19 protein-coding genes are annotated in these 23,535 nt (G+C 57.5%); 10 read left to right on the forward strand and 9 right to left on the reverse strand.

Features of this window, described 5'->3' with window-relative positions; all coding sequences use genetic code 11:
* Positions 1-24: 24 nt before the first annotated feature.
* The 4 genes from QWJ10_RS12025 to QWJ10_RS12040 all read right to left on the reverse strand — a co-directional run bounded on the left by QWJ10_RS12025 (position 25) and on the right by QWJ10_RS12040 (position 6,439).
* Positions 25-2,463, reverse strand: a complete 2,439-nt coding sequence (locus QWJ10_RS12025; RefSeq protein ID WP_289926613.1) for a glycogen/starch/alpha-glucan phosphorylase — start codon at positions 2,461-2,463, stop codon at positions 25-27.
* A gap of 186 nt (positions 2,464-2,649) precedes the next feature.
* Positions 2,650-4,584, reverse strand: a complete 1,935-nt coding sequence (estP, locus tag QWJ10_RS12030; protein WP_289926615.1) for an esterase EstP — start codon at positions 4,582-4,584, stop codon at positions 2,650-2,652.
* A 133-nt stretch (positions 4,585-4,717) separates the two neighbouring features.
* The gene (gene mutM / locus QWJ10_RS12035) at positions 4,718-5,530 is read right to left on the reverse strand and encodes a bifunctional DNA-formamidopyrimidine glycosylase/DNA-(apurinic or apyrimidinic site) lyase (RefSeq protein ID WP_289926616.1); all 813 of its coding nucleotides are present in this window, start codon (positions 5,528-5,530) and stop codon (positions 4,718-4,720) included.
* A 30-nt stretch (positions 5,531-5,560) separates the two neighbouring features.
* Complete coding sequence (locus tag QWJ10_RS12040; protein WP_010795548.1) at positions 5,561-6,439, reverse strand: HDOD domain-containing protein; 879 nt, start codon at positions 6,437-6,439, stop codon at positions 5,561-5,563.
* A 160-nt stretch (positions 6,440-6,599) separates the two neighbouring features.
* Between QWJ10_RS12040 and QWJ10_RS12045 the strand changes: the two genes are divergently transcribed.
* A complete protein-coding gene (locus QWJ10_RS12045) occupies positions 6,600-7,139 on the forward strand; it encodes a type 1 glutamine amidotransferase domain-containing protein (protein ID WP_289926617.1) in 540 nt (179 codons plus the stop codon).
* Positions 7,140-7,297: 158 nt separating this feature from the next.
* A complete protein-coding gene (locus tag QWJ10_RS12050; protein ID WP_289926618.1) occupies positions 7,298-8,491 on the forward strand; it encodes a class I SAM-dependent rRNA methyltransferase in 1,194 nt (397 codons plus the stop codon).
* A gap of 39 nt (positions 8,492-8,530) precedes the next feature.
* On the opposite strand, the gene QWJ10_RS12055 is transcribed toward QWJ10_RS12050, so the two are convergent.
* Together QWJ10_RS12055 and QWJ10_RS12060 are read right to left on the reverse strand one after the other, a co-directional pair.
* Entirely contained in the window at positions 8,531-9,436 is a 906-nt protein-coding gene (locus tag QWJ10_RS12055) for an AEC family transporter (protein ID WP_019364903.1), read from the reverse strand.
* 78 nt (positions 9,437-9,514) lie between these two features.
* Positions 9,515-10,285, reverse strand: a complete 771-nt coding sequence (locus QWJ10_RS12060; protein WP_289926619.1) for a CPBP family intramembrane glutamic endopeptidase — start codon at positions 10,283-10,285, stop codon at positions 9,515-9,517.
* A gap of 129 nt (positions 10,286-10,414) precedes the next feature.
* On the opposite strand from QWJ10_RS12060, the gene QWJ10_RS12065 reads away from it, so the two are divergent.
* The gene (locus tag QWJ10_RS12065) at positions 10,415-11,680 is read left to right on the forward strand and encodes an Hsp70 family protein (RefSeq protein ID WP_197872772.1); all 1,266 of its coding nucleotides are present in this window, start codon (positions 10,415-10,417) and stop codon (positions 11,678-11,680) included.
* A gap of 119 nt (positions 11,681-11,799) precedes the next feature.
* The gene (locus QWJ10_RS12070; protein WP_289926620.1) at positions 11,800-12,255 is read left to right on the forward strand and encodes a GyrI-like domain-containing protein; all 456 of its coding nucleotides are present in this window, start codon (positions 11,800-11,802) and stop codon (positions 12,253-12,255) included.
* Between the two features lie 9 nt (positions 12,256-12,264).
* Here the strand turns inward: QWJ10_RS12070 and QWJ10_RS12075 are convergent, their stop codons facing one another.
* The 3 genes from QWJ10_RS12075 to QWJ10_RS12085 all read right to left on the reverse strand — a co-directional run bounded on the left by QWJ10_RS12075 (position 12,265) and on the right by QWJ10_RS12085 (position 15,037).
* A complete protein-coding gene (locus QWJ10_RS12075) occupies positions 12,265-12,531 on the reverse strand; it encodes a PAAR domain-containing protein (RefSeq protein WP_010795556.1) in 267 nt (88 codons plus the stop codon).
* 92 nt (positions 12,532-12,623) lie between these two features.
* On the reverse strand, positions 12,624-13,835 hold the full coding sequence (locus QWJ10_RS12080; protein WP_289926623.1) for an N-acetylmuramoyl-L-alanine amidase: 1,212 nt from the start codon (positions 13,833-13,835) through the stop codon (positions 12,624-12,626).
* Between the two features lie 317 nt (positions 13,836-14,152).
* Positions 14,153-15,037 carry a triacylglycerol lipase gene (locus QWJ10_RS12085; RefSeq protein WP_289926627.1) on the reverse strand — a complete coding sequence of 295 codons (885 nt, stop codon included), beginning with the start codon at positions 15,035-15,037 and terminating at the stop codon, positions 14,153-14,155.
* A gap of 180 nt (positions 15,038-15,217) precedes the next feature.
* Between QWJ10_RS12085 and osmE the strand changes: the two genes are divergently transcribed.
* The 6 genes from osmE (at position 15,218) to QWJ10_RS12115 (ending at position 23,510) form a co-directional block, all read left to right on the forward strand.
* On the forward strand, positions 15,218-15,550 hold the full coding sequence (osmE, locus tag QWJ10_RS12090; protein WP_010795560.1) for an osmotically-inducible lipoprotein OsmE: 333 nt from the start codon (positions 15,218-15,220) through the stop codon (positions 15,548-15,550).
* Between the two features lie 70 nt (positions 15,551-15,620).
* Entirely contained in the window at positions 15,621-16,370 is a 750-nt protein-coding gene (locus tag QWJ10_RS12095) for a Mut7-C RNAse domain-containing protein (protein WP_125887416.1), read from the forward strand.
* Between the two features lie 13 nt (positions 16,371-16,383).
* A complete protein-coding gene (locus QWJ10_RS12100) occupies positions 16,384-17,670 on the forward strand; it encodes a GDSL-type esterase/lipase family protein (RefSeq protein ID WP_289926631.1) in 1,287 nt (428 codons plus the stop codon).
* Between the two features lie 350 nt (positions 17,671-18,020).
* Positions 18,021-19,859 (forward strand): dihydroxy-acid dehydratase, encoded by a 1,839-nt coding sequence (ilvD, locus tag QWJ10_RS12105; RefSeq protein ID WP_019364894.1) that lies wholly within the window; start codon positions 18,021-18,023, stop codon positions 19,857-19,859.
* Between the two features lie 343 nt (positions 19,860-20,202).
* The gene (locus tag QWJ10_RS12110; RefSeq protein ID WP_289927219.1) at positions 20,203-22,854 is read left to right on the forward strand and encodes an EAL domain-containing protein; all 2,652 of its coding nucleotides are present in this window, start codon (positions 20,203-20,205) and stop codon (positions 22,852-22,854) included.
* A gap of 86 nt (positions 22,855-22,940) precedes the next feature.
* Entirely contained in the window at positions 22,941-23,510 is a 570-nt protein-coding gene (locus QWJ10_RS12115; RefSeq protein WP_289926636.1) for a hypothetical protein, read from the forward strand.
* The last annotated feature ends 25 nt before the right edge of the window (positions 23,511-23,535 follow it).

Genomic DNA, 23,535 nt, shown 5'->3' on the forward strand with positions numbered 1-23,535 from the left:
CGCGAAGGTGCCGGCTATTGAGACTTACAAGACTTGCCAGATATCCGTGGCGTATTCACGAATGGTTCGATCGGAGGAGAACCAACCCATGCTGGCCGTGTTGAGTACCGCTGAGCGCCACCACTCGTCCGGCTGATTCCAACGCTGTTCGACAGCCACCTGAGCATCCCAGTAGGCATCAAAATCAGCACAGACCAGAAAGCGGTCGTGCCAGGTCAGCACGTCCAGCAGCCCGTTATAGCGAGAGGGATCATCCGGTGAGAACTGCCCGCTGCGAATGGCTGAAAGTACGGCCGACAGCCGTGGCGAGCTGTTGATGATGTCCGAAGAGTTGCCCCCCATGCGCTGGCGCTCTTCAACCTCGGCCGCCTTTAGGCCAAAGATGAACATATGTTCCTGACCGACAAACTCACTCATTTCAACGTTGGCGCCATCGAGCGTGCCAATGGTAAGTGCACCGTTCAGGCCAAATTTCATATTGCTGGTGCCTGAAGCCTCGAGACCCGCTGTGGAAATCTGCTCGGAAAGGTCGGCCGCCGGGATAATGACTTCAGCCAGGCTCACATTGTAGTTAGGCAGGAACACCACCTTGAGCAGGTCACGAATGGACGGGTCATTATTAACCACCTTGGCCACGTCGTTGGCCAGCTTGATGATGAGCTTGGCCTGGTGATAGCTGGCAGCTGCCTTGCCCGCGAAAATCTTTACACGAGGCGTCCATTGCCCGTTGGGGTTGTCCTTGATGGCCTGATACAGCGCTATGGTCTGCAGCAGGTTCATCAGCTGCCGCTTGTATTCATGGATGCGCTTGATCTGCACATCGAAGATGGCGTCGGTATTGAGGGAGACGTCCAGCGTCTTTTTCACCAGTTCGGCAAAACTGTTCTTGTTATGCAACCGCTGGTGGGCAAAACGCTCTCGGAAATTGGCATCGTTGGCATAGGGCTTGAGCCGGGGGAGTGCTTTTTCAGGATCGTGCTGGACATCCTCGCCCAATACATCCACCAAAAGATCGGTCAACGCAGGGTTAGCCTGATAGAGCCAGCGGCGGAAGGTAATGCCGTTAGTCTTGTTGTTGATTCGATCCGGGAAGAGCCGGTGCATGGAGCGGAAGACGGTCTTGCGCATCAACTCGGTATGCAATCCGGACACGCCGTTGACCTTGTGCGAACCGATAAAGGCCAGATTGCCCATACGTACCCGGCGGCCGTGGCTTTCATCGATCAGGGACACGTAAGACAGCATGGAGCCATCTGTCTCGCCCCGTGCACGGAGCGAATCGAGGAACTGGGCATTGATCATGTAGATGATCTGCATGTGGCGCGGCAGGAGGCGCTCCATCAGATAGACCGACCAGGTTTCCAGTGCTTCCGGCAGAAGGGTGTGGTTGGTATAGGACAGCGTGTTGACGGTGGTGCTCCAGGCAGCGTCCCATGGCAGACCGTACACATCCACCAGCAAGCGCATCAACTCGGCCACGGCAATGGCCGGGTGAGTATCATTGAGCTGGATGGCCGCGTATTCGGGCAGGCTCATGATGTCGCCGTGCTGCTTAATATGGCGGCGGGTAAGATCCGCCAGCGAGGCGGCCACGAAGAAATACTCCTGACGCAGGCGCAGCTCCTGTCCCGCCTCGGTGCTGTCGGCCGGATACAGCACTCGAGAGATGCTTTCAGCCCGGGCCTGATCGGCTACGGCCCCGACATGGTCACCTGCGTTGAAGGTGTCCAGCTTGATGTTTTCCAGAGGGCGGGAGCGCCACAGGCGCAGCGTATTGGCCCCTTCCCCACCCCACCCCATGATGGGCGTGTCATAGGCAACCGCACGAACTTTCTCACCCGGCGTCCAGACCTGACGCAAGGAATTGCCTTCATAGGGCGTGACATGACCGCCAAACCCGATCTCGTACACGACCTCGGCACGCTCGAATTCCCACGGATTACCGAAATCAAGCCAGTTCTCCGGCTGCTCGTGCTGGAAACCATCAGCGATGACCTGACGGAACAGGCCGTGCTCGTAGCGAATACCGTACCCATGGGAAGGAATACCCAGCGTCGCCATGCTTTCCATGAAGCATGCCGCCAGACGGCCCAGACCACCATTACCCAAGGCAGCGTCCGGCTCCAGTCCGCGGATACGCTCAAGGTCGACACCCAGGTCTGCCAGTGCGCGACGGGTTTCCTCCAGTATGCCCAGATTGGACAGGCTGTCGATCAGCAGGCGGCCAATGAGAAACTCCAGGGACAGGTAATAGACGCGCTTCTGGTTGGCCCGGTAAGCCTCACGCGTCCGACTCATCCAGCGATCGACGATATAGTCACGCGTCGCCAGGGCAGTCGCCATGAACCAGTCATGATCCAGGGCGTGCTCGGGGTCCTTGCCTACGTCATAGGTCAGCTTGGAAAGAATGTTGGAACGCAGAGCAGCAACTTCGTTGGGCGAGATAAAACGGGCTCTCGTCATCTAGTAACAACCTCGGCATAACGAACACTGATAGGCTGACCGGCAAGCGTGTCTGGAAGGTATTGGTGAGACACATCGTCCGGCCCATGATTAAGGGTGCATACCTATCTTTGTAGGTCGAAACGGCAAATAGGTCCAAGGAATCGACGACTTTTTATGCGTCGACTCCCATTTCAGACCTCTTTATTACCACTGCCACGACACGCTGAGGCCTACAGACTGCTGAGCATCGTCTTCCCGGCTCTTGCGATAGGAATAGCTCGCATGCACTGCCACATCGTCGGTCAGCTGCTGGCTAACCCCTAGCGAAGCACGGTCCAACCGATCCGATGGCGTATAGCCCTGCAACGTATAGCTGAGTCCTGGCAGGTCAACCTGAGACATCGTAAGGTCCTGCGTACTGTCCTCGAACTCCTTTTCCCGAGCCACTTCTGCGAAAACCTGCGTTCTGGTGGTCAGCTCGAACTGCCCCTGCAGACCAGCGCCCAGGCGCCGCGAGCGGCGCTTTTGCTCGTCGATATTCAGCGCCGTTGCTCGATCACTGTTTTCCGAATAACTGTCCACGGTAATTCGCGCGTAGTCGGCACTGATGTACGGCGACAGGTGCCAGGCGCTTTGTGGCTGGGCCAGATCAAAGCCCAGCCGCCCGCTTGCCGCCCACAGATGACCGTTGGTATCGCCTTTTTCGCTACGCTCAGTCGGCCCCAGGGCGAAGGTACGCTTGAGATCATGGTAATCCAGGTGTCCCCCGGTCAAGGCCAGGTCGGCCCACCAGTGATTCTGCTGATATTGCGCGAAGGCGGTAGCGAAATAACTGCGCAGGTCATAGCGAGAATCAGCAGCACCCACGTTCAGATCCTGCTTGTAAAACCCGGCGGCCACGCCCACACGCCAATAGTCATTCAGGCGGAAACTGCCTCCCAAGTCCAGGCTGTAGCCGTCACCATCACCGCTCACGCTGCTGGACTGTCCATCAAAGTTCTGACGCAACCCGCCCGGCGATACGAAGGAATTCCATGTGCCTACTGGCTGCCAGTGATTGCGGTCACTCAGCCATTGCGAATACAGCTGTCCCTGATGGGCAGTCAGCGAACCATAGGCCATTTCCGGCAGCAAGGTCAGCTCCCAGGGGGCCGCCAGAATTGAATAGGCATAGTCGGCGATCAGGCGCTGACCAGTAATCGTAGGGTGCACACGGTCGTTGTAGAGCAACCGGGTCGGATCAGAGTTGGCGCTGTCGAGGCCGTAAACAGCGTTCTGCTGCGTGCAGTCATCGAAACAGGTAGCCGTCAGGTTCTGGTCGGCCGCCAGGCCGTAACGGGCAGGATCGGCCAACACTTCACTCAGAAGTCGTGGCACATTCAATGGAATGATTTGCGCATCAATGGTGGAAAGCTGTGACACCAGCTGATTGTTGAACACAGCACTGAGCTGGGACGCAGCCGCTTGCTGTGGGGTTCCGCTCAAGGCAGGCGTAAGGCCGATATCAGGCAGCAGCCAGACCATGATGTAGCGGGCACCGGCCTGCTGCAATGCGCTGGCACTGGCAGCCAGTTGATTGGCCGCTGTCTGGGCTGTCGCAGGCGATGTGACCACACCCTGCAGGAAGTCATTTCCCCCTCCCGTCAGGTAATACAATGCGTTGGAATCAAGGCGTTGGCCCTGATCCGCCAGATCGACCAGATAGCCATCCCGGCGGCGAAGCGTCAGACCATTGGTGGCCACAACAGAGCCATTCTCCTCGGTAATCGACGCAAGGATCTGGTCGGTTCGATAACCGCCTACCGCCCAGTTGTTGCCGTCGGAAAGTCCCAACACGGAATTGATGAGCGATGTGGAAGGCCCAAGCTCCTGGCTGGAAAAGCCTAGCCGGCCGCCCAGCAGCATGACGCTGGTAGGCCCGACCGGCTCACCACTCCCCGGTTGGTATGTGGGCCCTACCCGATTGGTAAAGCGCAGCGAGGAGCCTAATGGGCCATTCAGGTCGGGAAACTGTCCCGAGTCGCTCAGGCTATCGCCAAAGACGACCAGATGACTGTACGGGTTGGGAGCGGCATGGGCGGCGCTGGCGCAGGAAATTGCAGCGCACAGGGAGGCAAGAGCGAGACGACGGACTGACATGGCTTATCCTTGATTTTGTGGGTCAGTTCTGCTGTTTGGCAAGCGACCACAGCCTAGATCAGGATTCCGCCCTGTGCAGCCCGTACGTTAACCGGCTGACTTACAAAAAGAGAAATAGCTCACGCACGTTCATTTATCGCTGGCATTTGCCGCAATAGACACTGGCGCGTTGCCCCAAACGTACCTCACGTAGCCCTGAGCCGCAGTTCTTGCAGAACTCACCTGCCCGGCCATAGACAAACAGCTCCTGCTTGAAATAGCCCGGCTTGCCGTCGCCACCCACAAAATCCCGAAGGGTCGTACCCCCGGACTCGATAGCCAGGGCCAGGATGCGCTTGATCTCTTGGGCTAACCGGTCGTAGCGCGCACGGGAAATGCTGCCCGCCGCCCGACGCGGATCGATACCGGCCGCAAACAGGGCCTCCGTCGCATAAATATTGCCAACGCCCACCACAACGGCGTTATCCATGATGAAGGGCTTTACCGCCATGGAGCGACCACGCGACATTTCGTAGAGTCGCCGCCCGTCAAACGCCTCGGTCAGAGGCTCCGGCCCCAGCGACTTGAGCAGCACATGCTCCAGAGGCTCATGGGACCACAGCATGGCGCCGAAGCGGCGAGGGTCGGTATAGCGCAGCGACAATCCTGACTCGAGTTCGATATCCACATGCTCGTGCTTAACCGGCGGCGTCCCGACCGGCACCATTCGCAGGCTGCCGGACATGCCCAAATGAGCAATCAGCGTACCCGCCTCGGCACGAATCAACAGGTACTTGGCGCGCCGCTCGACCGCCTCGATCCTCTGGCCGGACAGGCGAACATCCAGGTCTTCCGGAATGGGCCAGCGCAGCCGGGCATCACGAATGATGACACGGGACACACGCTGCCCTACCAGGTGCGGCGCTATTCCACGCCGGGTCGTTTCGACTTCAGGTAATTCAGGCATTCAGCCCTCGACAGAGAAAACAATATGCTCTTAAAAATGGATGTGCCCAAGCCCCATTTCAAGGATGTTGTTCTTGAGCATATCGAAGTCATACTCGGAAAGACCGATGTAATCCAAAACCTGATTACTGACCAGATTCCACTCGGCGTCCTGAGCCTGATTGCCCAGCACGCGATAACAGCCACAGATATGCTCGGCCATTTTCAGAATGGCCAACAGGTTTTTCATCGGCACACTGCTGGCGTCACCGTCGACAAAAATCCGGTGCGCATTGTGATGATTGGAAATGGCCTCAGCGACATGGGCTGGCAAACGCCATGAGCGGGCCGTGTAATAACCGACGACCGCATGGTTGGTGTTGAAGTAATGGTTTTCCGTATCCACGACACGCCTTTCAGGCCCAACCCGTCCATAAGCCTCCTCCAGCACTTCCATATAATGAGGAAAGCGCCCTAGCATCAGCGGTATGCCGCAGTTGTGAAAGAGCCCAAGAGCGTATGCCTCATCCGGAGCCTGATAGCCTGTCCGCTTGGCCAGTGTCAGGCAGGTTTCCGCCACATCCTGGGCGGTGTCCCAGAAGCGGTTTAGCGTCACGATCGTCTCATCACTCATCTCGCTCTTGATGGACTGCGCATTGATGAGATTGACGACGGAATTGATCCCCAGGAGGTTGACGGCCCGCTGGATAGACGTAATCCGGTTGGCCAGCCCGAAACAGGGTGCATTGACGAGCTTGAGCAGCGCGCCTGCCAAGCCGGGGTCCTGGCTGATCAGCTGCGCAATCACCTTGAGGCTGGGGTCCGGGGCAAGCTGCTCAAGTTGTAGATCAACCATGACCTGCGGTTGAGGCGGGATGGTGATTCCCTGAAGAGCCTGGCGAATCTGCTCGGGTTGAAGCTCTAGCGACATGGATCAGATACCTGTGAATGACCTCACATTTTAGCCCACCCTACGCTCAGCAACCACTGATCACTGGAGGAACTTGCCTGCTTTCCCGGGTTCGACTCATACAGAAGCCGTGGAAACGCATCTCCACTTAATCCTAGATCACATAGCTTACGGAGGTTTCATGATGGCATCGCTAGAAGGCAAAAAAGTAGCAATCCTGGTAACTGACGGTTTCGAGCAAGCCGAGCTGACCGGCCCCAAGGAGGCCCTCGAGAAGGTGGGCGCCAAGACTCATATCATTTCTGCCAAGTCTGGTACCGTCCAGGGTTGGAACCACACCGACCCGGCGGACACATTCAATGTCGACCTGACGTTCGATGCTGCCAACATCGGCGACTATGACGCAGTGGTTTTACCAGGCGGCGTTGTCAACTCAGACACCACTCGCACCGATGAGCGTGCGCAGACTTTGGTCAAAGAGGCCAGCAGCAGCGGCAAGCCGATCGCCGTGATCTGCCATGGTGCCTGGCTGCTGATTTCCGCCGGTCTGGTGGATGGCAAGACCATGACTAGCTGGCCTTCGCTGACCGATGACCTGAAAAATGCCGGTGCCCAGTGGGTGGATAAGGAAGTCGTCGTGGACGGAAAACTGGTCAGCAGCCGCAAGCCTGATGACATTCCCGCGTTCAATCGCGAGCTGATCAACATGATCGCCGCCTGATCCCCAGCCTGCCTAATCCATGGCCCGCACGGTATCAGCCGGGCCATTTTTCACCCGTACGTCGTGTTTCTCTCTATCTTTGAGACTGATCTTCAAGCGCGAAGGCGCCGTGCCGCCAGGGCAGGTATACTTCGCCCCTTTTTCTTGGAGTCCCTCAAATGTCCTTGCCCAGCCTGCGACTGAAAGCCAATGCCGAGCGCCGTCTGCGCGCCGGGCACCTTTGGGTCTACAGTAACGAAATTGACGTGGCAGCCACTCCGCTGACCGCTTTCCAGGCCGGCGAACAAGCCGTTCTCGAAGCCGCTGGTGGCAAGCCGATCGGTATCGTTGCCCTGTCCCCACACAACCTGATCTGCGCCCGTCTGATCTCCCGCGATACCAAGCATCTACTGGACAAATCCCTGCTTGTCCATCGCCTGAAAGTCGCCCTGAGCCTGCGTGAGCGCCTGTTCGATAAACCGTTCTATCGCCTCGTCTACGGCGACTCGGACCTGCTGCCTGGCCTGGTGGTGGATCGCTTTGGCGATGTTATCGTGGCTCAACTGGCATCGGCCACCATGGAGCGTCACAAGGATGATGTGCTGGCTGCATTGCTTCAGGTACTCAAGCCGGCGGCCGTATTGTGGAAAAACGACTCCAGTGCTCGAGAAGCCGAGGGCCTGCCCCGCTATGTTGAGTCCGCCTACGGTGACGTACCGGAATGGGCTGCCCTGGAAGAAAACGGCGTGAAATTCGAAGCGCCTATCGTTGAGGGCCAGAAGACCGGCTGGTTCTATGACCATCGCATGAACCGTGCCCGCCTGGCACCTTATGTACAAGGCAAGCGCGTTCTGGACCTGTTCAGCTACATTGGTGGCTGGGGCGTGCAGGCCGCTGTATTCGGTGCCAGCGAAGTGATGTGCGTGGATGCCTCCGGCTTTGCCCTGGATGGTGTAGAGCGCAATGCGGCCTTGAACGGCGTTGCCGAAAAGATGGCCTGTGTAGAAGGCGACGTGTTCGAGGCCCTGAAGGAGCTGAAGGCTGCTGACGAGCGCTTCGACGTGATCGTGGCCGACCCGCCCGCCTTCATCAAGCGCAAGAAGGACGTGAAAAACGGCGAGGCCGCCTATCGTCGTCTCAACGAGCAGGCCATGCGCCTCTTGAACAAGGACGGCATTCTGGTCAGCGCCTCCTGCTCGATGCATCTTGTTGAAGAGAACCTGCAGGAAATCCTGCTCAGCAGTGCACGTCACCTGGATCGTCATATCCAGCTGATCGAGCGTGGTGCCCAGGGCCCTGATCATCCGGTCCACCTTGCCATCCCCGAGACCCGCTACATCAAGAGTCTGACCTGCCGTATCCTGCCCAGCTGATCCCACGCTCTGGCCGTCCGATTTTTACCGGACGGCCAGTCACCGATTTAGTCCGACCAGTGCCATCCACAACGGCACGGTTACGACAGCCAGAACGGTTGAAAGAAACACCGTTGAGCTGACGACACGGTTTTCCTCAGGCGTCCGGGCAAATGCCAACACGTTTACCCCGCTCGGGCAGGCGGCCATCAGCATCAGCACACTTCGTGCTGCACCGCTCAAGCCCGGCAGCCACAGGCATACCGTCCAGACCACGAAGGGAAAGACCAGCAGCTTTATTGCCGTCAACCCGACAACGGAAAGGCTCGGCCTTAGCCGGTAGCGTGAAAGGTTCACGCCCAGCACAATCAAGGCGCAAGGCAGACCGGCTTGTGCCAGCCAGGTCGCGATTTGCCATATCGGGCCCGGCAAAGTTAGCCCTGATACATTCACGGCAGCTCCCAGCAAAAGCCCGACGATCAACGGGTTTGCCAGACTCATCAGCAGCTCTGGGATGCTAACCTTTTCCGTGCCGCCAAAGGCCGTATAAAAGCTCTGCATGGCAAACAACGTCAGGCTATGCAGCGCCAGAATGGCGAACACATAGACGAGATTTTCCTCCCCCATCAAATTGACGACCAGAGGAATACCGATCAGGACATTGTTCGAATAACTGGCCGTCAACCCGAACGCCGTAGGCTCACGCCGGCGCCAATGCACAAAGAGATTGACCAGTAGAAACACCAGCAGGACCGGGCCGAAATATCCGAGCAGCAGTAAAGGTGACAAACCATGGCGCAAGTCTGCCTTGGCAATTCCCGTGAACAGCACAGCCGGCATGAACACCTTGAACGCCAGTTGGGTCAGCCCACCCATAGACTCTGGCGTCAACCACTGCCGCCACCCTAATACATAACCCAGCACAATCAGTCCGAATACGGGCATGATTGCGAGGACAACCACCATGTACGTCTACTCCTTGCCTTAACCATCGGGACGCCGGACTGAGGATTCAGACGCCATGAACATGCCTACCGATGCAAGCTAGGACAATCGCAGCGGATAGCTGAGCAGCAAAACATGCAGCACATTGACAGCCAAATGCAAGGCCACGGCCATACTCAGTCGCCGTCCACTCCGCTCGAATATCGCGCCGTACCCCAGAGCCGCCACGGCAGCGACCAAGGCAAAACCGGCACTGAATGGCCAGTACGCCACGCCAAACAAGACTGCCGTTACCAACAGACCTGCCCAGAACCCAAACCGATCAATCAACCCGCGCTGCAGCAGGGCTCGAAACAGCAGCTCCTCCGCCAGTACCGCAACGCCCAGATTAAGAGAAAACCAGGTCCAGAACAGTGCTGGCCATTTGGGCTGGAAGGCCACTAATCCCATTCCTAACGCTAGGGCAGGCACTACGGCAAGGGTACCGACAGCAATCAGCACGCATGGCCTGACCTGCAGCATACGCCGCGTATCGTACGGAACCGCTTTGCCAAGCCACCAGGCCAGTAGCGTCACTCCCACCAGTGCCTTATCCCAGCTTAACCTTAGCCACACTGGCCCGGCGTCCGGGCTGTATTGCAGCGGCCCGCCGAGCACATGAGGAGAGAATCCCGGCGCGACATGAATGGCGAGCGCAACACTGGACGCCAATGCTCCAAACCACCATAGCCAGGACGGCAACCGCTCCTCGCTCAGCACCCAGCCGACATAAAGTGCTCCGGTCAACAACCCCGCTTCGTCAATATCGCCCAGCCCATAGCCCAGCGCCAGCAAAAGTCCGGGAAGCAACATTTGTAGATGAAACGGCATGGCTACTCCCAAACAGAAGATGACAACGTAACATCGTGCAGCATGCTAACCGAGCCTTTTGCCTGACCGAGCGGACAGGTCCGGCAAGTCACGATAAACTGTGCGGCTGCTTCTGGATGGACCAGCACCATGACTATCGCTTTACCCGCACGTGCCTGCGGTATCGACTTTGGCACGTCGAACTCCACCGTCGGCTGGCTGCGGCCCGACTCGGATATCCTCATACCTTTAGAAGACGGCAAGGTGACGCTTCCCTCGGTCATTTTCTTCAATGTGGAAGAGCGCCGTCCCGTCTACGGCCGTCTGGCGCTTCATGAATACCTGGAAGGCTATGAAGGCCGCCTCATGCGCTCGCTCAAGAGCCTGCTCGGCTCCAAGCTGCTCAAAAGCGAAACCAGCATTCTAGGCAGTGCCCTGCCTTTCAAGGACCTGCTTGGCCTGTTTCTCGGAACGCTGAAAAGCCGCGCCGAAGCCACGGCCGGACGCGAATTCGACAGTGTCGTGTTGGGCCGCCCTGTCTACTTTGTGGATGATGATGAAACCGCCGACCGCGAAGCCCAGGACACATTGGTTGCCGTAGCGCAAAAGCTAGGCTTCAAGGACATTTCCTTTCAATTCGAGCCTATCGCGGCAGCATTCGACTACGAGCGAACACTGAATCAGGAAGAGCTGGTGCTGATCGTCGACATTGGCGGCGGTACGTCCGACTTTTCCCTGGTACGTCTGTCACCCGAGCGCCGGCAGCTGGCGGATCGCCAATCGGATATTCTCGCCACCGGCGGGGTACACATTGGTGGTACCGACTTTGACAAGCAGCTTAGCCTGCAGGGCGTCATGCCGCTTTTCGGCTATGGCAGCCTGATGAAAAGCCAGGCACTGATGCCCACCAGCCACTTTATCAACCTGGCGACCTGGCACACTATCAATACCGTATACAGTCAGAAGGCACAGCTTGCCCTCAAGGACATGCGCTACGACGCTCAGGACACGGCCGGGATGGATCGCCTGTTCAAGCTGATCGAGCAGCGCGCCGGGCATTGGCTCGCGATTCAGGTAGAAAACAGCAAGATAGAACTGACCCATGCCGATCGGTTGAACCTGGACCTGTCGCATATCGAGAAGGACTTGTCTGCTGAACTGACCCGCCCATTGTTCGAGGAGTCGATCGCTCAGCTACTGGCGCGTATTCAGTCAAGCGTCAACCAACTACTGGCCTCGGCAGGCGTTTCCCATGAGCAGATCAATACGGTCTTTTATACCGGCGGCTCAAGCGGTATTCCGGCGCTGCGCCACAGCATTGACCAATTGCTGCCCCAGGCGCGCAAGGCAGAAGGCGATCAGTTCGGCAGCATTGGTAGCGGTCTTGCCATCGAGGCCTTCAAGCGCTACGGCTAGGCTATACAGCAACCTGACCTATCAAGGCAGTTGAACTCGACCAATCGAAACAGGCTCAACTGGAAATATTCCTCATGGGCCTGTCCGGGCGAGACGCCTCTATCTACAAGGAGACCACCATGCCGCTCAGTATCACCGAGCTTCCAGCGTTTACCGTCATGGGCCTGGAGTACACGGGCGATGGCCAGGGCGGCAGCATTGCACAGCTCTGGCATGACATTACACATCGGCTAGCCGAGCTGCAATTGCCTAGCGCCCCGCAACAGTGGTTCGGTCTGACACTCAGTCCGCCCCCCGGTGTGCTGCGCTATCTGGCCGGTATAAAGGTCGACGAGAACACACCCGTACCGGAAGGCATGCTCCGTTACACGGTGCCTGCGCAGAAATATCTGCAGTTCACTCACATCGGAACGACAGACACGCTCCCAGATACCTACGAGTATCTGTATGCCCGCGTCCTGCCTGAACGTGGCCTGGAACCGAAGAAAGCTGTCAGCTTCGAGCGGTACGACGAGCACTTCAAGGGGCCGGATAACCCAGCCTCTGAAGTAAACCTGTACATCCCGATCTACTAGGCCTTCCGATCAGCCTGTCAGGACATCACCAGAGCCTGTGATGATCACGCCACCATGGGCGGTGGCGCTGCCCAGATAAGCCAGCGGCTGGCCGTTGACGAAAACGGTAGCACTTCCTACCGCCACAGTATCACCGCAAGCGCTGGAGTCACCGACACGCAAGGCAGGTAGGGAGTTGATCAGAACGTCGGGGGAGCCAGTCACGGTCGGGTTAGGGCCGTGGCCCGTCATGGGGCAGGCGTTGACATCGGAGAGACGAGCAGCGGGATTGGCCATGTGCGCTTTCCTTGTGGACATGAAAGCGCACACTTTACCGCGGTTCAAGAAAAAATACCGTGCCCGTGCACAGAAACCCAAGCGTCTTTTTCTTAGCCGGTGGCCTGTTCCTTGATACTGGACAGGTAGGTTCCTGTCGGCGGACGCTCACTGAAATAATGATGGATACCGCCAAAAATGGATTGGGCCAATGCTTTCTGGTGACGCGGGTCCAATAGCTTTTGGCTGTCCCGATCATTCGACATGAAGCCGGTTTCCACCAGAATGGATGGAATATCAGGCGACTTGAGCACCGCAAAACCGGCTTGCTCAACGCGTTTCAGATGCAGACCTGTGACATTGGATAGGCTGTTCAGGACACGGTCTCCCAGATCGAGACTCGACGAGATCGTGGCATTCATGGACATATCCAGCAGTACGCCCGCCAGGACCGGATCCTTGTTTTTCAGGATCTCATTGGCACCAATCAGGTCGACATCGTTTTCCTTGTTGGCCAGCCAGCGTGCCGTTGTCGAGGTCGCCCCATGTTCGGACAGGGCATATACCGAAGCTCCTGAAGCCGTGCGGCGCGGCGCAGCATCGGCATGCACGGAGATGAACATGTCTGCGTTGTACTTGCGCGCAACATCCACACGCTTGCGCAGCGGAACGAAGAAGTCATCGTTACGTACCAGCTTGGCCTTGTAGCCCTTCTGCTGATTGATCATGCGCGCAAGATTTTGCGCAATGATCAAGGCGACATCCTTCTCGCGGTCCCCACGTTGGCTCAGCGCGCCTGGGTCCTTGCCACCGTGACCGGCATCGACGACCACAATAATGTCGCGGCCTTTGCCAGCCCTTGTTACGACGGGGGCTGATGCGAGCATTGCCTCAGGCTCCGGTACAGGGATGCTAGGTACCTGGGCAGGCTTGAGATCCAGCACCAGACGATGCCCTGCATTCTCGGCAGGCCCGAGCAGGAAGCTATCCAGGGTAACCGGCTGGGAAAGTTCGAGGACGACACGGGTATCGGACGAGCCGAACGGGGCACTTCGAATGGAGCGCACCGGGGTATTCTTGAGCGGCACATTGTTGAGTGCGGCTACCTGTTGCGTATTGGCTAGATCCAGGATGATCCGGTCAGGCGCACTGAGTCTGAACGTCTTGAATCGGACAGGGCCGCTCAGATCGAAAACCAGGCGAAATTTATCCGAATCCAACCAGGCGCGTGCGCTGGTCAGACGCTGAGGAAGCGCCAGCACTGGAAAAGCAGCGGGTAGTGTCAGGCTGGCCAGGAGCAGGTTGAGCAAGCGGCGGCGATTCATGCGACCCTCTGACGTAGCAAGTAATATTTTGAAATATTATAACGATACCAATGCGGCGCATGTTTAGATAGCGCGCACGACGTCCAAATCAGTATTTCTTCCTTTTAAATCGGAAGGATAGGCACTTTTTTTAATGTCATCTATAGATAGACCAACAAGCCGACAAGGGGTCATTTCAGCGCGTAAACGGCAGACAGACTCTTCTTGAGCAGTAGGAGGAATCAGTGTGCTGACCAACCGGCATTTCGAGTGCCAGATTGAATAACGAGCTCAGATCGGCAAGCTGTTGAGTCTGCACGACATTTGGCCGTGCGCTGTCAAAGTCCGTCGGCTTTCAGGCGAAGCGCATGGTCGGTGTAGAGCGCTACCGGATTGACGCCATGCCCTATCGCACCGGCCAGTTGATTGATGATATCCAGGTGATCAAGCGGATAATCGGAGCGGATGACTTTCCCCAAATGTGAACTGAATCGCCCAACGAATCCATCGTTTTGATCTGCTTCCAGCTCGAAGCAACGAGACAGTCGTACACACATGCTATGGGTAGGGTCGAGCCGATTGGCTCCCCGGTCCGTCAGCTCCGGCACCAGAATGCCGGACCAGGAGTAATAACGGACGTCATTGACGACAGGAGCACCTTCACCGCCCCAGGTAGCGGGAAGTCCTTGCGGGTATTTATCGTTGAATGCTGCCACGCCTTCGGTAGTAAGTGACTCATGACTGGCAATCGCGCTCTGGGGATAACCATTACTGCGATCCAGAAAGGCCATGAACTTGGCCATGCATTGAACATACTCAGCGGCCAGATGCGCCTTCAGACTACTGGTACGCATGGAGAGCTGGAGCATATCGGCCAGCTCCGACCCATGATTGGGACCTGCTACAGAGGTGACTGACGCAACCCGCTCAGGACGAATGGCGGCTGCGTAGCGCGCGGTCAGGGCCCCTTGACTGTGACCGATCAGATTGACCCGCTCGGCCTTGCTGTCGCGCACGATATCCTCGATAAGCGCAAGCAGCTGCTCCCCCCGCACCTCGTTGCTATGAGCACCGGAAAGCCGTACCGGATAGACTTTGCCCCCCATGGACTCCAACGCCGAAACGATGCCATACCAGTATGGATAGCCTGCAATTTCCATAAACCCCAGCAGACCATGGACCAACACTAGCGGATAGCGGGTCAGGTTTTGATGCTCGCTCATACCACTCCCAGGTTTGCCCTCTAACCAGTCAACCGTTGGACTTCAACGATCACGGTTATTTCTTTCTAGGGTACGCCTCTTTATTTGAGACCGTTTCGTTGAACATCACGAATTCAGTGAATTTCTGGGCAACGGCATGCTCAAAGAAATGACCGGTCATCAACGACCTTGGAGAATCATATGTACAAGAAGACACTCGCCGTTGTTGCTCTCGCTGCCGTGGCCGCTGGTTGTAGCTCCGTCAAGGAAAACGTCGATACGGCTAAGGATCGTATTGAATACCGTGAACAACCACTGGTTCGCGACGTGAAGACAGGCATGACTAAAGAGCAGGTGCTGCAGATTGGTGGTACCCCATCCACCCAATACACACGCAAGGTCAAACCAGGCTCCTGCAATAACTACGTGCTCAACAGAGACGGCAAGGAGCAGGTGTTTTCGGTAGGCTTTGACAGCGCGGGTCGCGTCGACAGCAAAGGTTTCGAAACATGCGAATCGGCCGATCATTACTGATTAGCCGCTCTACGCTTTCGGTAACGACCGATTCCGGTCGTGTCATGTCTGATACGACCGGATGGCGCGTATGAACAACGCGACATTTCGTTTCTACGCACGCCTCAATAACTTTTTACCTCCGGCTCGCCGCCAGCGCAGCTTTACGCTCAGCTGCAACCCGAACTCTACCGTCAAGCACATGATCGAGGCTCTGGGCGTTCCGCATCCAGAAGTCGAATTCATTCTGGTGAATGGTAAATCCGTAGGATTTGACTACCTGATACAACAGGATGATCGGATAGCGGTCTACCCACCCTTTTATCGTCTGGAACTGGAGGATGCTGTCCCCTTGCGCGATCGGCTAACGGAGTTTCGCTTCATTGCCGATGCCCATATGGGCGCGCTAGCGCGGCTGCTACGACTGGCAGGATTCGATACGCTGTATTATCCGGCCATTCATGACAATGAAATTGCCAATTACTGTGCGCGAGAACCTTATATTGTCCTGACCCGGGACCGCGAACTGCTCAAGCGAAGCCAGATTGTCTACGGCTGCTACGTCCGCTCAAACAAGCCTGAGGCACAGCTGCGCGAAGTATTCGAGCGCTACAACCTGGCTGACCATGCTGCGCCCTTCAGCCGGTGCCTGGTCTGTAACGATACCCTTCATTCCGTCGATAAGAGTGTCGTCCTCGATAGCCTGCCGCCACTCGTGCGGGAACGTCATGATTATTTTTTGAAATGCTCGGGCTGTGATCGTGTCTATTGGGAAGGCACCCACTGGGAGAACCTGCAAGCCCAGCTGAAAAGCCTGCTTAATCCAACGTCCGATACCTGATCAAGGAATCCTCATGCGCCTGTTAACCCTTCTGGCTGCCGGCCTGTTTGCACTCGCGTCCAAGCCCGGACATGCCGATGATTGGAAAACAGCCTGGACAGCCCCCGTGCAGGCAGCCTACCCCAACGGTTCGCCCATCGCCCAGCCAAAGCTGGAAGGTATTATTTCGGCTAGTGGGGCTCAGGATCAAAGTATCCGGCTGATCATTCGACCTAGTGTATGGGGAAGCCAGGCGCGCCTGCGATTCTCAAATACCTTTGGTAACAGGCCCATTACCTTGCGCAGTGTCTATATCGGGCAACCTTTAGGGGGTGCAGCTCTGGTACCGGGCAGTAATCGCCCGGTCAGCTTTGACGGCCAGAGCGAAATTCAGCTTCAACCTGGTGAGACTCGCTGGACGGATCCGATCCCGCTACCCAAAGCACCTTCCCACACCCTGGCGGTAAGCTTTCATCTCGCTGGGAACAGCGGCCCGCTGAGCTGGCATGCTGCAGCGCTCGCAACCTCCTATTTCAGTGTTCGCGGCACTGACCACGCCACCGAGGAGCAGGAATGCGCCTGGCCCTTTACTACGACCTCAACGTTCCTGCTCGACGCGGTTGATGTCCAGGCACCAGACGTTGCGCGAGTCATCGTGGCCTTGGGCGATTCCATTACCGACGGTACCGGCTCAACTCCTAATGGATATGACAGCTGGCCAGACATCTTGAATCGTCGCCTCGCCCAGTTGGCACCGGGACAGTACTCGGTAGTGAATGCCGGCATTTCTGGCAACGAGGTCGCAGGCCCTCTGGATGAAAGCATCCGGCAAGGCTATGGCGGCGGTCCATCCATCATGGATCGTCTGGAACGGGATGTATTAAGCCTTTCTGGTGTAACAGACGTTATCTGGATGGAAGGTATCAATGATTTTTCACCGGGTACTGGTGCGTCCGTCAAGGTCGTCGAGACAGCCATGCGCAATGCGATTGAACGTATGCGCAAAGCGTTGCCCGGTGTACGTCTTCACGGCGCGACCCTGACCAGCAGCCTGGCGGCCAATCCTGCAGACCCGGCCTTTCAGGAGCAGGATCAGAAACGTATGGCACTTAATCGCTTCATAAAGGAAAGCGGTCTGTTTGACTCGATCATTGACTTTGATGCGGCCACGCTCGATCCCGCTACGGGCGGCCTGCGTGCAGAGTTCATTCCCAGCAGCGAAGGCGGCCCTGGCGATGGACTGCATCCCAACCGGGCAGGTTATGTGGCGATGGCAAATGCTATTGATCCAAAGATCTTTGGCCTGCACGCAAACAAATGACGGTTTCTTGAGCCGAGAAAGCGTAAGCCAAGGTATACCCTTTGTCGTGCGCTTTCCTCTTTGAGCAAATGCGGAGTAGAATCGGGAAATTTCCTCGCCATTATCCCCGGCGGGTCTGTGAGCCCAAGCCAGTCACGCGGAGATCCCGCGCTATCCGACCGGCCCAGAGCACGGCACTCGGTCCACTTCCGTTTGCTTTGCGCTCCATCCGCGCTCACGATAGCCCTGAGCCTATTCAATGCTCGCGTACCCTAAGCCTCCACTGCTACCTTTACAGCTATACGGTGGATACGCCGCAGTGTTTGAACAGATTACCGTGATAAGCAAAGCCGCCCCGGAGAGCAGCCTCCATGCCTGATTACCGCTCGAAAACCTCCACCCACGGCCGCAATATGGCTGGTGCCCGCGCACTTTGGCGTGCCACCGGCATGAAGGACGAAGACTTCAAGAAGCCGATCATTGCGATAGCCAACTCCTTTACCCAGTTCGTGCCAGGTCATGTTCACCTAAAGGACCTGGGCCAGCTGGTCGCCCGCGAGATAGAAAAAGCCGGTGGCGTTGCAAAGGAATTCAACACTATCGCTGTGGATGACGGCATCGCCATGGGTCACGATGGCATGCTCTATTCCCTGCCGTCCCGTGAGATCATCGCTGATGCCGTGGAGTACATGGTCAATGCTCACTGCGCCGACGCGCTGGTATGCATTTCCAACTGCGACAAGATCACCCCCGGCATGCTGATGGCGGCCCTGCGCCTGAACATTCCGGTCGTATTCGTCTCCGGCGGCCCCATGGAAGCCGGCAAGACCAAGCTGGCCAGCCACGGCCTGGACTTGGTCGACGCTATGGTCATCGCCGCGGATAGCACCGCCTCTGATGAAAAAGTAGCCGAGTATGAGCGCAGCGCTTGCCCAACCTGCGGCTCTTGCTCCGGCATGTTTACGGCCAACTCCATGAACTGTCTGACCGAGGCCCTGGGCCTGGCACTGCCGGGTAATGGCTCGCTGCTGGCAACCCATGCCGACCGCAAGGAGCTATTCCTGCAAGCCGGCCGTACGGTGGTCGAGCTATGCAAGCGCTACTATCAGGAGAACGATACCTCCGTACTGCCGCGAAACATTGCGTCTTACAAGGCCTTTGAAAATGCAATGACGCTGGATATCGCGATGGGGGGCTCCACCAATACCATCCTCCACCTCCTGGCGGCGGCTCAGGAGGCCGAGGTCGACTTTGACCTGCGCGCCATTGACGCCCTGTCCCGTAAGGTACCCCAGCTGTGCAAGGTGGCGCCGAACATCCAGAAATACCATATGGAAGATGTTCACCGTGCAGGCGGAATCATGAGCATTTTGGGTGCACTGGCTCGCGGCGGTCTGCTCAATACGGATCTGCCGACCGTGCACAGCAGAACCCTGGGCGAAGCCATCGAGAAGTGGGACATCACGCTTACTCAGGACGAAGCGGTCAAGACCTTTTTCCGAGCAGGTCCGGCCGGTATCCCCACGCAGGAAGCCTTCAGTCAGGCGACTCGCTGGGGCACCCTGGATGACGACCGCGCCGAAGGCTGCATCCGTAGCGTCGAGCATGCCTACTCTCAGGAAGGCGGTCTTGCCGTGCTGTATGGCAATATCGCGCTGGACGGTTGCGTGGTGAAAACGGCGGGCGTGGATGAATCCATCCATGTTTTCGAAGGCTCGGCAAAGATTTTCGAAAGTCAGGATGCCGCGGTGAAGGGCATCCTGAACGACGAAGTGAAAGCTGGCGATATCGTTATCATCCGCTACGAAGGTCCCAAGGGCGGCCCGGGCATGCAGGAAATGCTCTACCCCACCAGCTACCTGAAGTCCAAGGGACTGGGCAAGCAGTGCGCCCTGCTCACCGACGGCCGTTTCTCGGGCGGCACGTCAGGACTTTCCATCGGCCATGCTTCGCCAGAAGCGGCGGCTGGTGGTGCGATCGGCTTGGTGAAAGACGGCGACAAGGTTCTGATCGATATTCCCAATCGCAGCATCAACCTACTGGTTAGCGATGAGGAGTTGTCTCACCGCCGCATCGAACAGGACAAAAAGGGTTGGAAGCCTGCCACGCCACGTGCGCGCCGCGTGAGCACAGCGCTCAAGGCGTATGCCCTCTTGGCCACCAGTGCCGACAAGGGTGCCGTCCGTAACAAGGCGATGCTGGAAGACTGATCTGGGATCGTGTTGAGCACGCCGCCTTCGGGCGGCGTTTTTGTGCCTGTTCCGCAAAAAGCGCAGCCTCTCCACTGGTCTGGTTGGGACTCTCTTACTCTTGGCAAAAAGCCTGTTTCAGGCAAGATGGCGTCGCCTGTAGAACGTCTCCCTTTCTGCTCGATGATAGCCCTCCGACAGCATGGTAAATCGTTACCCTCGTATTTCATGGATGATTATGAATTGAGCCATTGCCCAGAACGACTACGCTTTCTATAGAGTCCTGTTTTAGACGCACCGCTGCCGTGCCGCGCCCGCAAGACATGGCAGATCAATCGATAGTTGGAAACTTCGAGTGAACGATATGCCGGACACCAATGCCGAGCCCAGGGTAAAAAAGGATGTCAACGCCGCCCCCTCGCCTTCCTCCTCCGCTGCTGAACTTGAGGCACGCCTGCAGTTCGCGCTCGATGTAGCGGATCTGGGTGAATGGGAACTGGACGTCGCTAGCGGAACGCTGACCTGCCTGCTGAGAAACGGGCCAGATTTCGGTACGTCCATACAGCCGGACACATGGGCGCTCGAGGAGTTTTTCGAGCGTATCCACACGGATGACCAGAGGCGTGTACGCCGCGTCATCGAAACGGCAGCGAAACGTGCCGAGCATTGGCATTTCGACTGCAGGTTGCTGCTATCAGACGGCCGCACTCGCTGGATTAGCGTCAAAGGTAAGGTGCTGAGCGACGCTGACAGCCTTCGGCTACGGGGCATTGCGTCAGATATCAGTGATCTGAAACGCACCGAGGCCCTGGCCAACGGTCAGCAGCAGGCGCTGGCACAGGCCGTCGCGGGAGCCCCGCTCAAGCAGATTCTCGATACCCTGGCCCGCTCTGCGGAAGAGCAGGCAGGTGGCAACATCTGGGCATCGGTCATGCTCATGGATACCGATGGCCTGCACCTGCGCTTTGGCTCGGCCCCCTCGCTCCCCCAATCGTTCAATCAGGCCTTAGAACGTATACTCATTGGCCCCCTCGCTGGCTCCTGTGGGGCTGCCGCGTATACCGGCGCCACGACTATCGTCAGCGATATTGAGAAAGATCCGCGCTGGGTTGAAGCCAAGCCTGTGGTGCTCGGTTATGGTTTCCGCGCCTGCTGGTCTCACCCGATCCTGTCATCCTCTGGAAGAGTATTGGGAACCCTGGCCTATTATTGCAGGGACGCGCGCGAGCCGAGCGGTTCGGAGCAGGAGTCCATGCGCCTGCTGGTCAATACTGCGGCGCTGGTTATCGAGCGCGACCGGGAAACCACGGAACGCAAAGCGGCAGAGTTGGCGCTTCAAGCCAGCGAGCAGCGCTTTCGCTCACTGGTAAATGCTACAGGTGCCATCGTTTGGACGGCTTCGCCTACCCTGGAAATTGTTTCTCCTCAGCCGGACTGGTGTGCCTTTACCGGCCAGACTCAGGAGGAAATGCAGGGGTTTGGCTGGATAAACGTGGTTCACCCGGACGATCAGGAGCCCACCGCTGCGCTGGGAGCCAAAATGCTGCAGGACCGCCAGCCGGTATATGCCCAGTACCGGCTGCGCCGGGCCGATGGTCAATATCGCCATGTCAGTGGTTATGCCGTTCCCATTCTTGATACGGAAGGTCAGCTTATCGAATGGGCAGGCAGCTATACGGATGTCACCGAGCAGAAGCTGGCCGAAAGTCGCCTGCACCAGCTGGCCAACCATGACATGCTGACAGGGCTGCCCAATCGGGCGTACCTGAACGAGCATTTGCAGGCTCTGATCAATTTCACGCCGCTTAACAGCTGCCTTGCCATCATGCTGATCGACCTGGACCGCTTCAAGCAGGTCAACGACTCGATGGGACATGATGCAGGCGACACAATGCTGCGCGAAGTGGCGCAGCGATTGAGGGCAGCGGTACCTCAGGGTGATCTGGTGGCGCGCCTGGGTGGCGATGAGTTTGTCGTGGTGGCCCACGCCCCGGAAGGTGAAATCTCCGTTCAAGCGGTGGCTGACGCCATCATCCGAGCGGTTGCGGCTCCGATAGAAATCAATGGCAGCCGTGTTTTTTCCGGTGCGTCGGTAGGGGTAGGACTCTACCCTGAGCATGGCCATACCAAGGAACAACTGGTCCAGCATGCAGATATTGCGATGTATCGTGCCAAGGCGGCAGGGGGCCATTGTTGCCGCATCTTCTCAGAAGAAATGAGTGTCGAAGCCAAAAACCGCATGGTGCTGGAAACAGCGTTGTACCACGCCTTGGAGCAGAATCAGTTTTCGCTTTACTACCAGCCGCGCATTCGGCTGCCTGAGGGCACCCCCCAGGGCGTTGAGGTCTTGATTCGCTGGCATCACCCGGAGCGGGGTTGGATTTCGCCTGTGGATTTCATTCCGATTGCCGAAGAGATTGGGATGATAGACGAGCTGGGACTGTGGGTTCTGCAAAAGGCCTGTCAGGAAATTCATGACCTGTCCAGTCGACTTGGGCAGTCGCTGGAACTGTCCGTGAACCTTTCACCCCTCCAGCTCAAGTCACCACATTTGAAGGACAGGATAGAAGCGATTCTGCACACAACCAAACTGAGACCTTGTCACCTGGAACTCGAGTTGACCGAGGGGGCTTTCATTGAAGACATGGACGCCTCCAATCAGGCGCTCGGAGCGCTGAAAACGTTGGGTGTCAAACTGGCAGTAGACGACCTGGGAACTCGCTACTCCGGCCTGTCCTATCTTAGGCGTTTTCCTATTGATACCGTCAAACTCGACCGCACGCTTATTACCCATCCCGCCGAAGGGTTGGACCGCTACGTGTTCATCAAGGCCATTACCGACATGGCCCATGCCTTGAACCTTGTTGTCGTGGCGGAAGGTGTGGAAGACGAAGAGACGCTCGAACTGCTCAAGCGCGCGCGTTGCGACGAGGCGCAGGGGTATTTTCTGGCCGAGCCATTGCCTCTGGAAGGCTTGTTCGATTTTCTGTCAGCAGCGCGGCACTCCCTGGCCTGACCTTCACGGTTTTCTTCAGTAACCGTTTAGATGACCTGATCGGCAAGGTGCTAGAGTGGCATGCAGGTACGTTAGAGGGGATTGCTATGAAGTGGGCAATTCTGGCGGTTGCGGTCTCAAGCCTGAGCGGCGTTACCCATGCCCAGGCAGATACCATACTCAAATGCGTCGACAAGACAGGCCAGATCACGTTTACACAAGGCCATTGCCCATCTGATCAATCCCTGGCCGACCGTATCGAAGTTGATAACCCTCCGCCAAGAGGCAGTGGCCCGGTCACCCGTATGGCCGACCCGACGCCACCACCGGTAGTGGAAAAGCCCAGCATTAAGCCTCGGGACGAGACGTCTCGGTCAAGCACTCGTACACCGTCAGACGCTGATCGTTATTACGATCTCGACGATGATGACTATGATGTCCCGCCACCGATCCGGCAGGACCGCTACTATCCCTATCCAGAGCCCTATTACGATTATGGTGGACACCGTCCGCCCTGGCATCATTATCCCAGGCCAACCCCACCAACGCCCCAGCCAGCCCCCGAGCCCGCACCGCGCCCCAGCGTAACAGAGCGTGGACGCGCCGCGATCGAGCAGAAAAAGGCGCAGGTAGAAGCACAGAAAGCCGAGCGCAGGCGTCTGCTGGATCAGCGCTAGGACTCATCCCTGGCGCTATTCCAAC

It is taken from the genome of Pseudomonas sp. WAC2 (genome assembly GCF_030403525.1).
Lineage (GTDB): Bacteria > Pseudomonadota > Gammaproteobacteria > Pseudomonadales > Pseudomonadaceae > Chryseomonas > Chryseomonas luteola.

What these genes read in the sequence shown, in the direction of transcription:
- estP (WP_289926615.1), bottom strand. Translation starts at nt 4,584, where the DNA reads ATGTCAGTCCGTCGTCTCGCTCTTGCCTCCCTGTGCGCTGCAATTTCC.
- QWJ10_RS12070 (WP_289926620.1), top strand. Translation starts at nt 11,800, where the DNA reads ATGCCGCTCAGTATCACCGAGCTTCCAGCGTTTACCGTCATGGGCCTG.
- ilvD (WP_019364894.1), top strand. Translation starts at nt 18,021, where the DNA reads ATGCCTGATTACCGCTCGAAAACCTCCACCCACGGCCGCAATATGGCT.
- QWJ10_RS12110 (WP_289927219.1), top strand. Translation starts at nt 20,203, where the DNA reads ATGCCGGACACCAATGCCGAGCCCAGGGTAAAAAAGGATGTCAACGCC.
- QWJ10_RS12050 (WP_289926618.1), top strand. Translation starts at nt 7,298, where the DNA reads ATGTCCTTGCCCAGCCTGCGACTGAAAGCCAATGCCGAGCGCCGTCTG.
- QWJ10_RS12065 (WP_197872772.1), top strand. Translation starts at nt 10,415, where the DNA reads ATGACTATCGCTTTACCCGCACGTGCCTGCGGTATCGACTTTGGCACG.
- QWJ10_RS12100 (WP_289926631.1), top strand. Translation starts at nt 16,384, where the DNA reads ATGCGCCTGTTAACCCTTCTGGCTGCCGGCCTGTTTGCACTCGCGTCC.
- QWJ10_RS12080 (WP_289926623.1), bottom strand. Translation starts at nt 13,835, where the DNA reads ATGAATCGCCGCCGCTTGCTCAACCTGCTCCTGGCCAGCCTGACACTA.
- QWJ10_RS12115 (WP_289926636.1), top strand. Translation starts at nt 22,941, where the DNA reads ATGAAGTGGGCAATTCTGGCGGTTGCGGTCTCAAGCCTGAGCGGCGTT.
- QWJ10_RS12055 (WP_019364903.1), bottom strand. Translation starts at nt 9,436, where the DNA reads ATGGTGGTTGTCCTCGCAATCATGCCCGTATTCGGACTGATTGTGCTG.
- QWJ10_RS12025 (WP_289926613.1), bottom strand. Translation starts at nt 2,463, where the DNA reads ATGACGAGAGCCCGTTTTATCTCGCCCAACGAAGTTGCTGCTCTGCGT.
- QWJ10_RS12040 (WP_010795548.1), bottom strand. Translation starts at nt 6,439, where the DNA reads ATGTCGCTAGAGCTTCAACCCGAGCAGATTCGCCAGGCTCTTCAGGGA.
- QWJ10_RS12045 (WP_289926617.1), top strand. Translation starts at nt 6,600, where the DNA reads ATGATGGCATCGCTAGAAGGCAAAAAAGTAGCAATCCTGGTAACTGAC.
- osmE (WP_010795560.1), top strand. Translation starts at nt 15,218, where the DNA reads ATGTACAAGAAGACACTCGCCGTTGTTGCTCTCGCTGCCGTGGCCGCT.
- mutM (WP_289926616.1), bottom strand. Translation starts at nt 5,530, where the DNA reads ATGCCTGAATTACCTGAAGTCGAAACGACCCGGCGTGGAATAGCGCCG.
- QWJ10_RS12085 (WP_289926627.1), bottom strand. Translation starts at nt 15,037, where the DNA reads ATGAGCGAGCATCAAAACCTGACCCGCTATCCGCTAGTGTTGGTCCAT.
- QWJ10_RS12095 (WP_125887416.1), top strand. Translation starts at nt 15,621, where the DNA reads ATGAACAACGCGACATTTCGTTTCTACGCACGCCTCAATAACTTTTTA.
- QWJ10_RS12060 (WP_289926619.1), bottom strand. Translation starts at nt 10,285, where the DNA reads ATGCCGTTTCATCTACAAATGTTGCTTCCCGGACTTTTGCTGGCGCTG.
- QWJ10_RS12075 (WP_010795556.1), bottom strand. Translation starts at nt 12,531, where the DNA reads ATGGCCAATCCCGCTGCTCGTCTCTCCGATGTCAACGCCTGCCCCATG.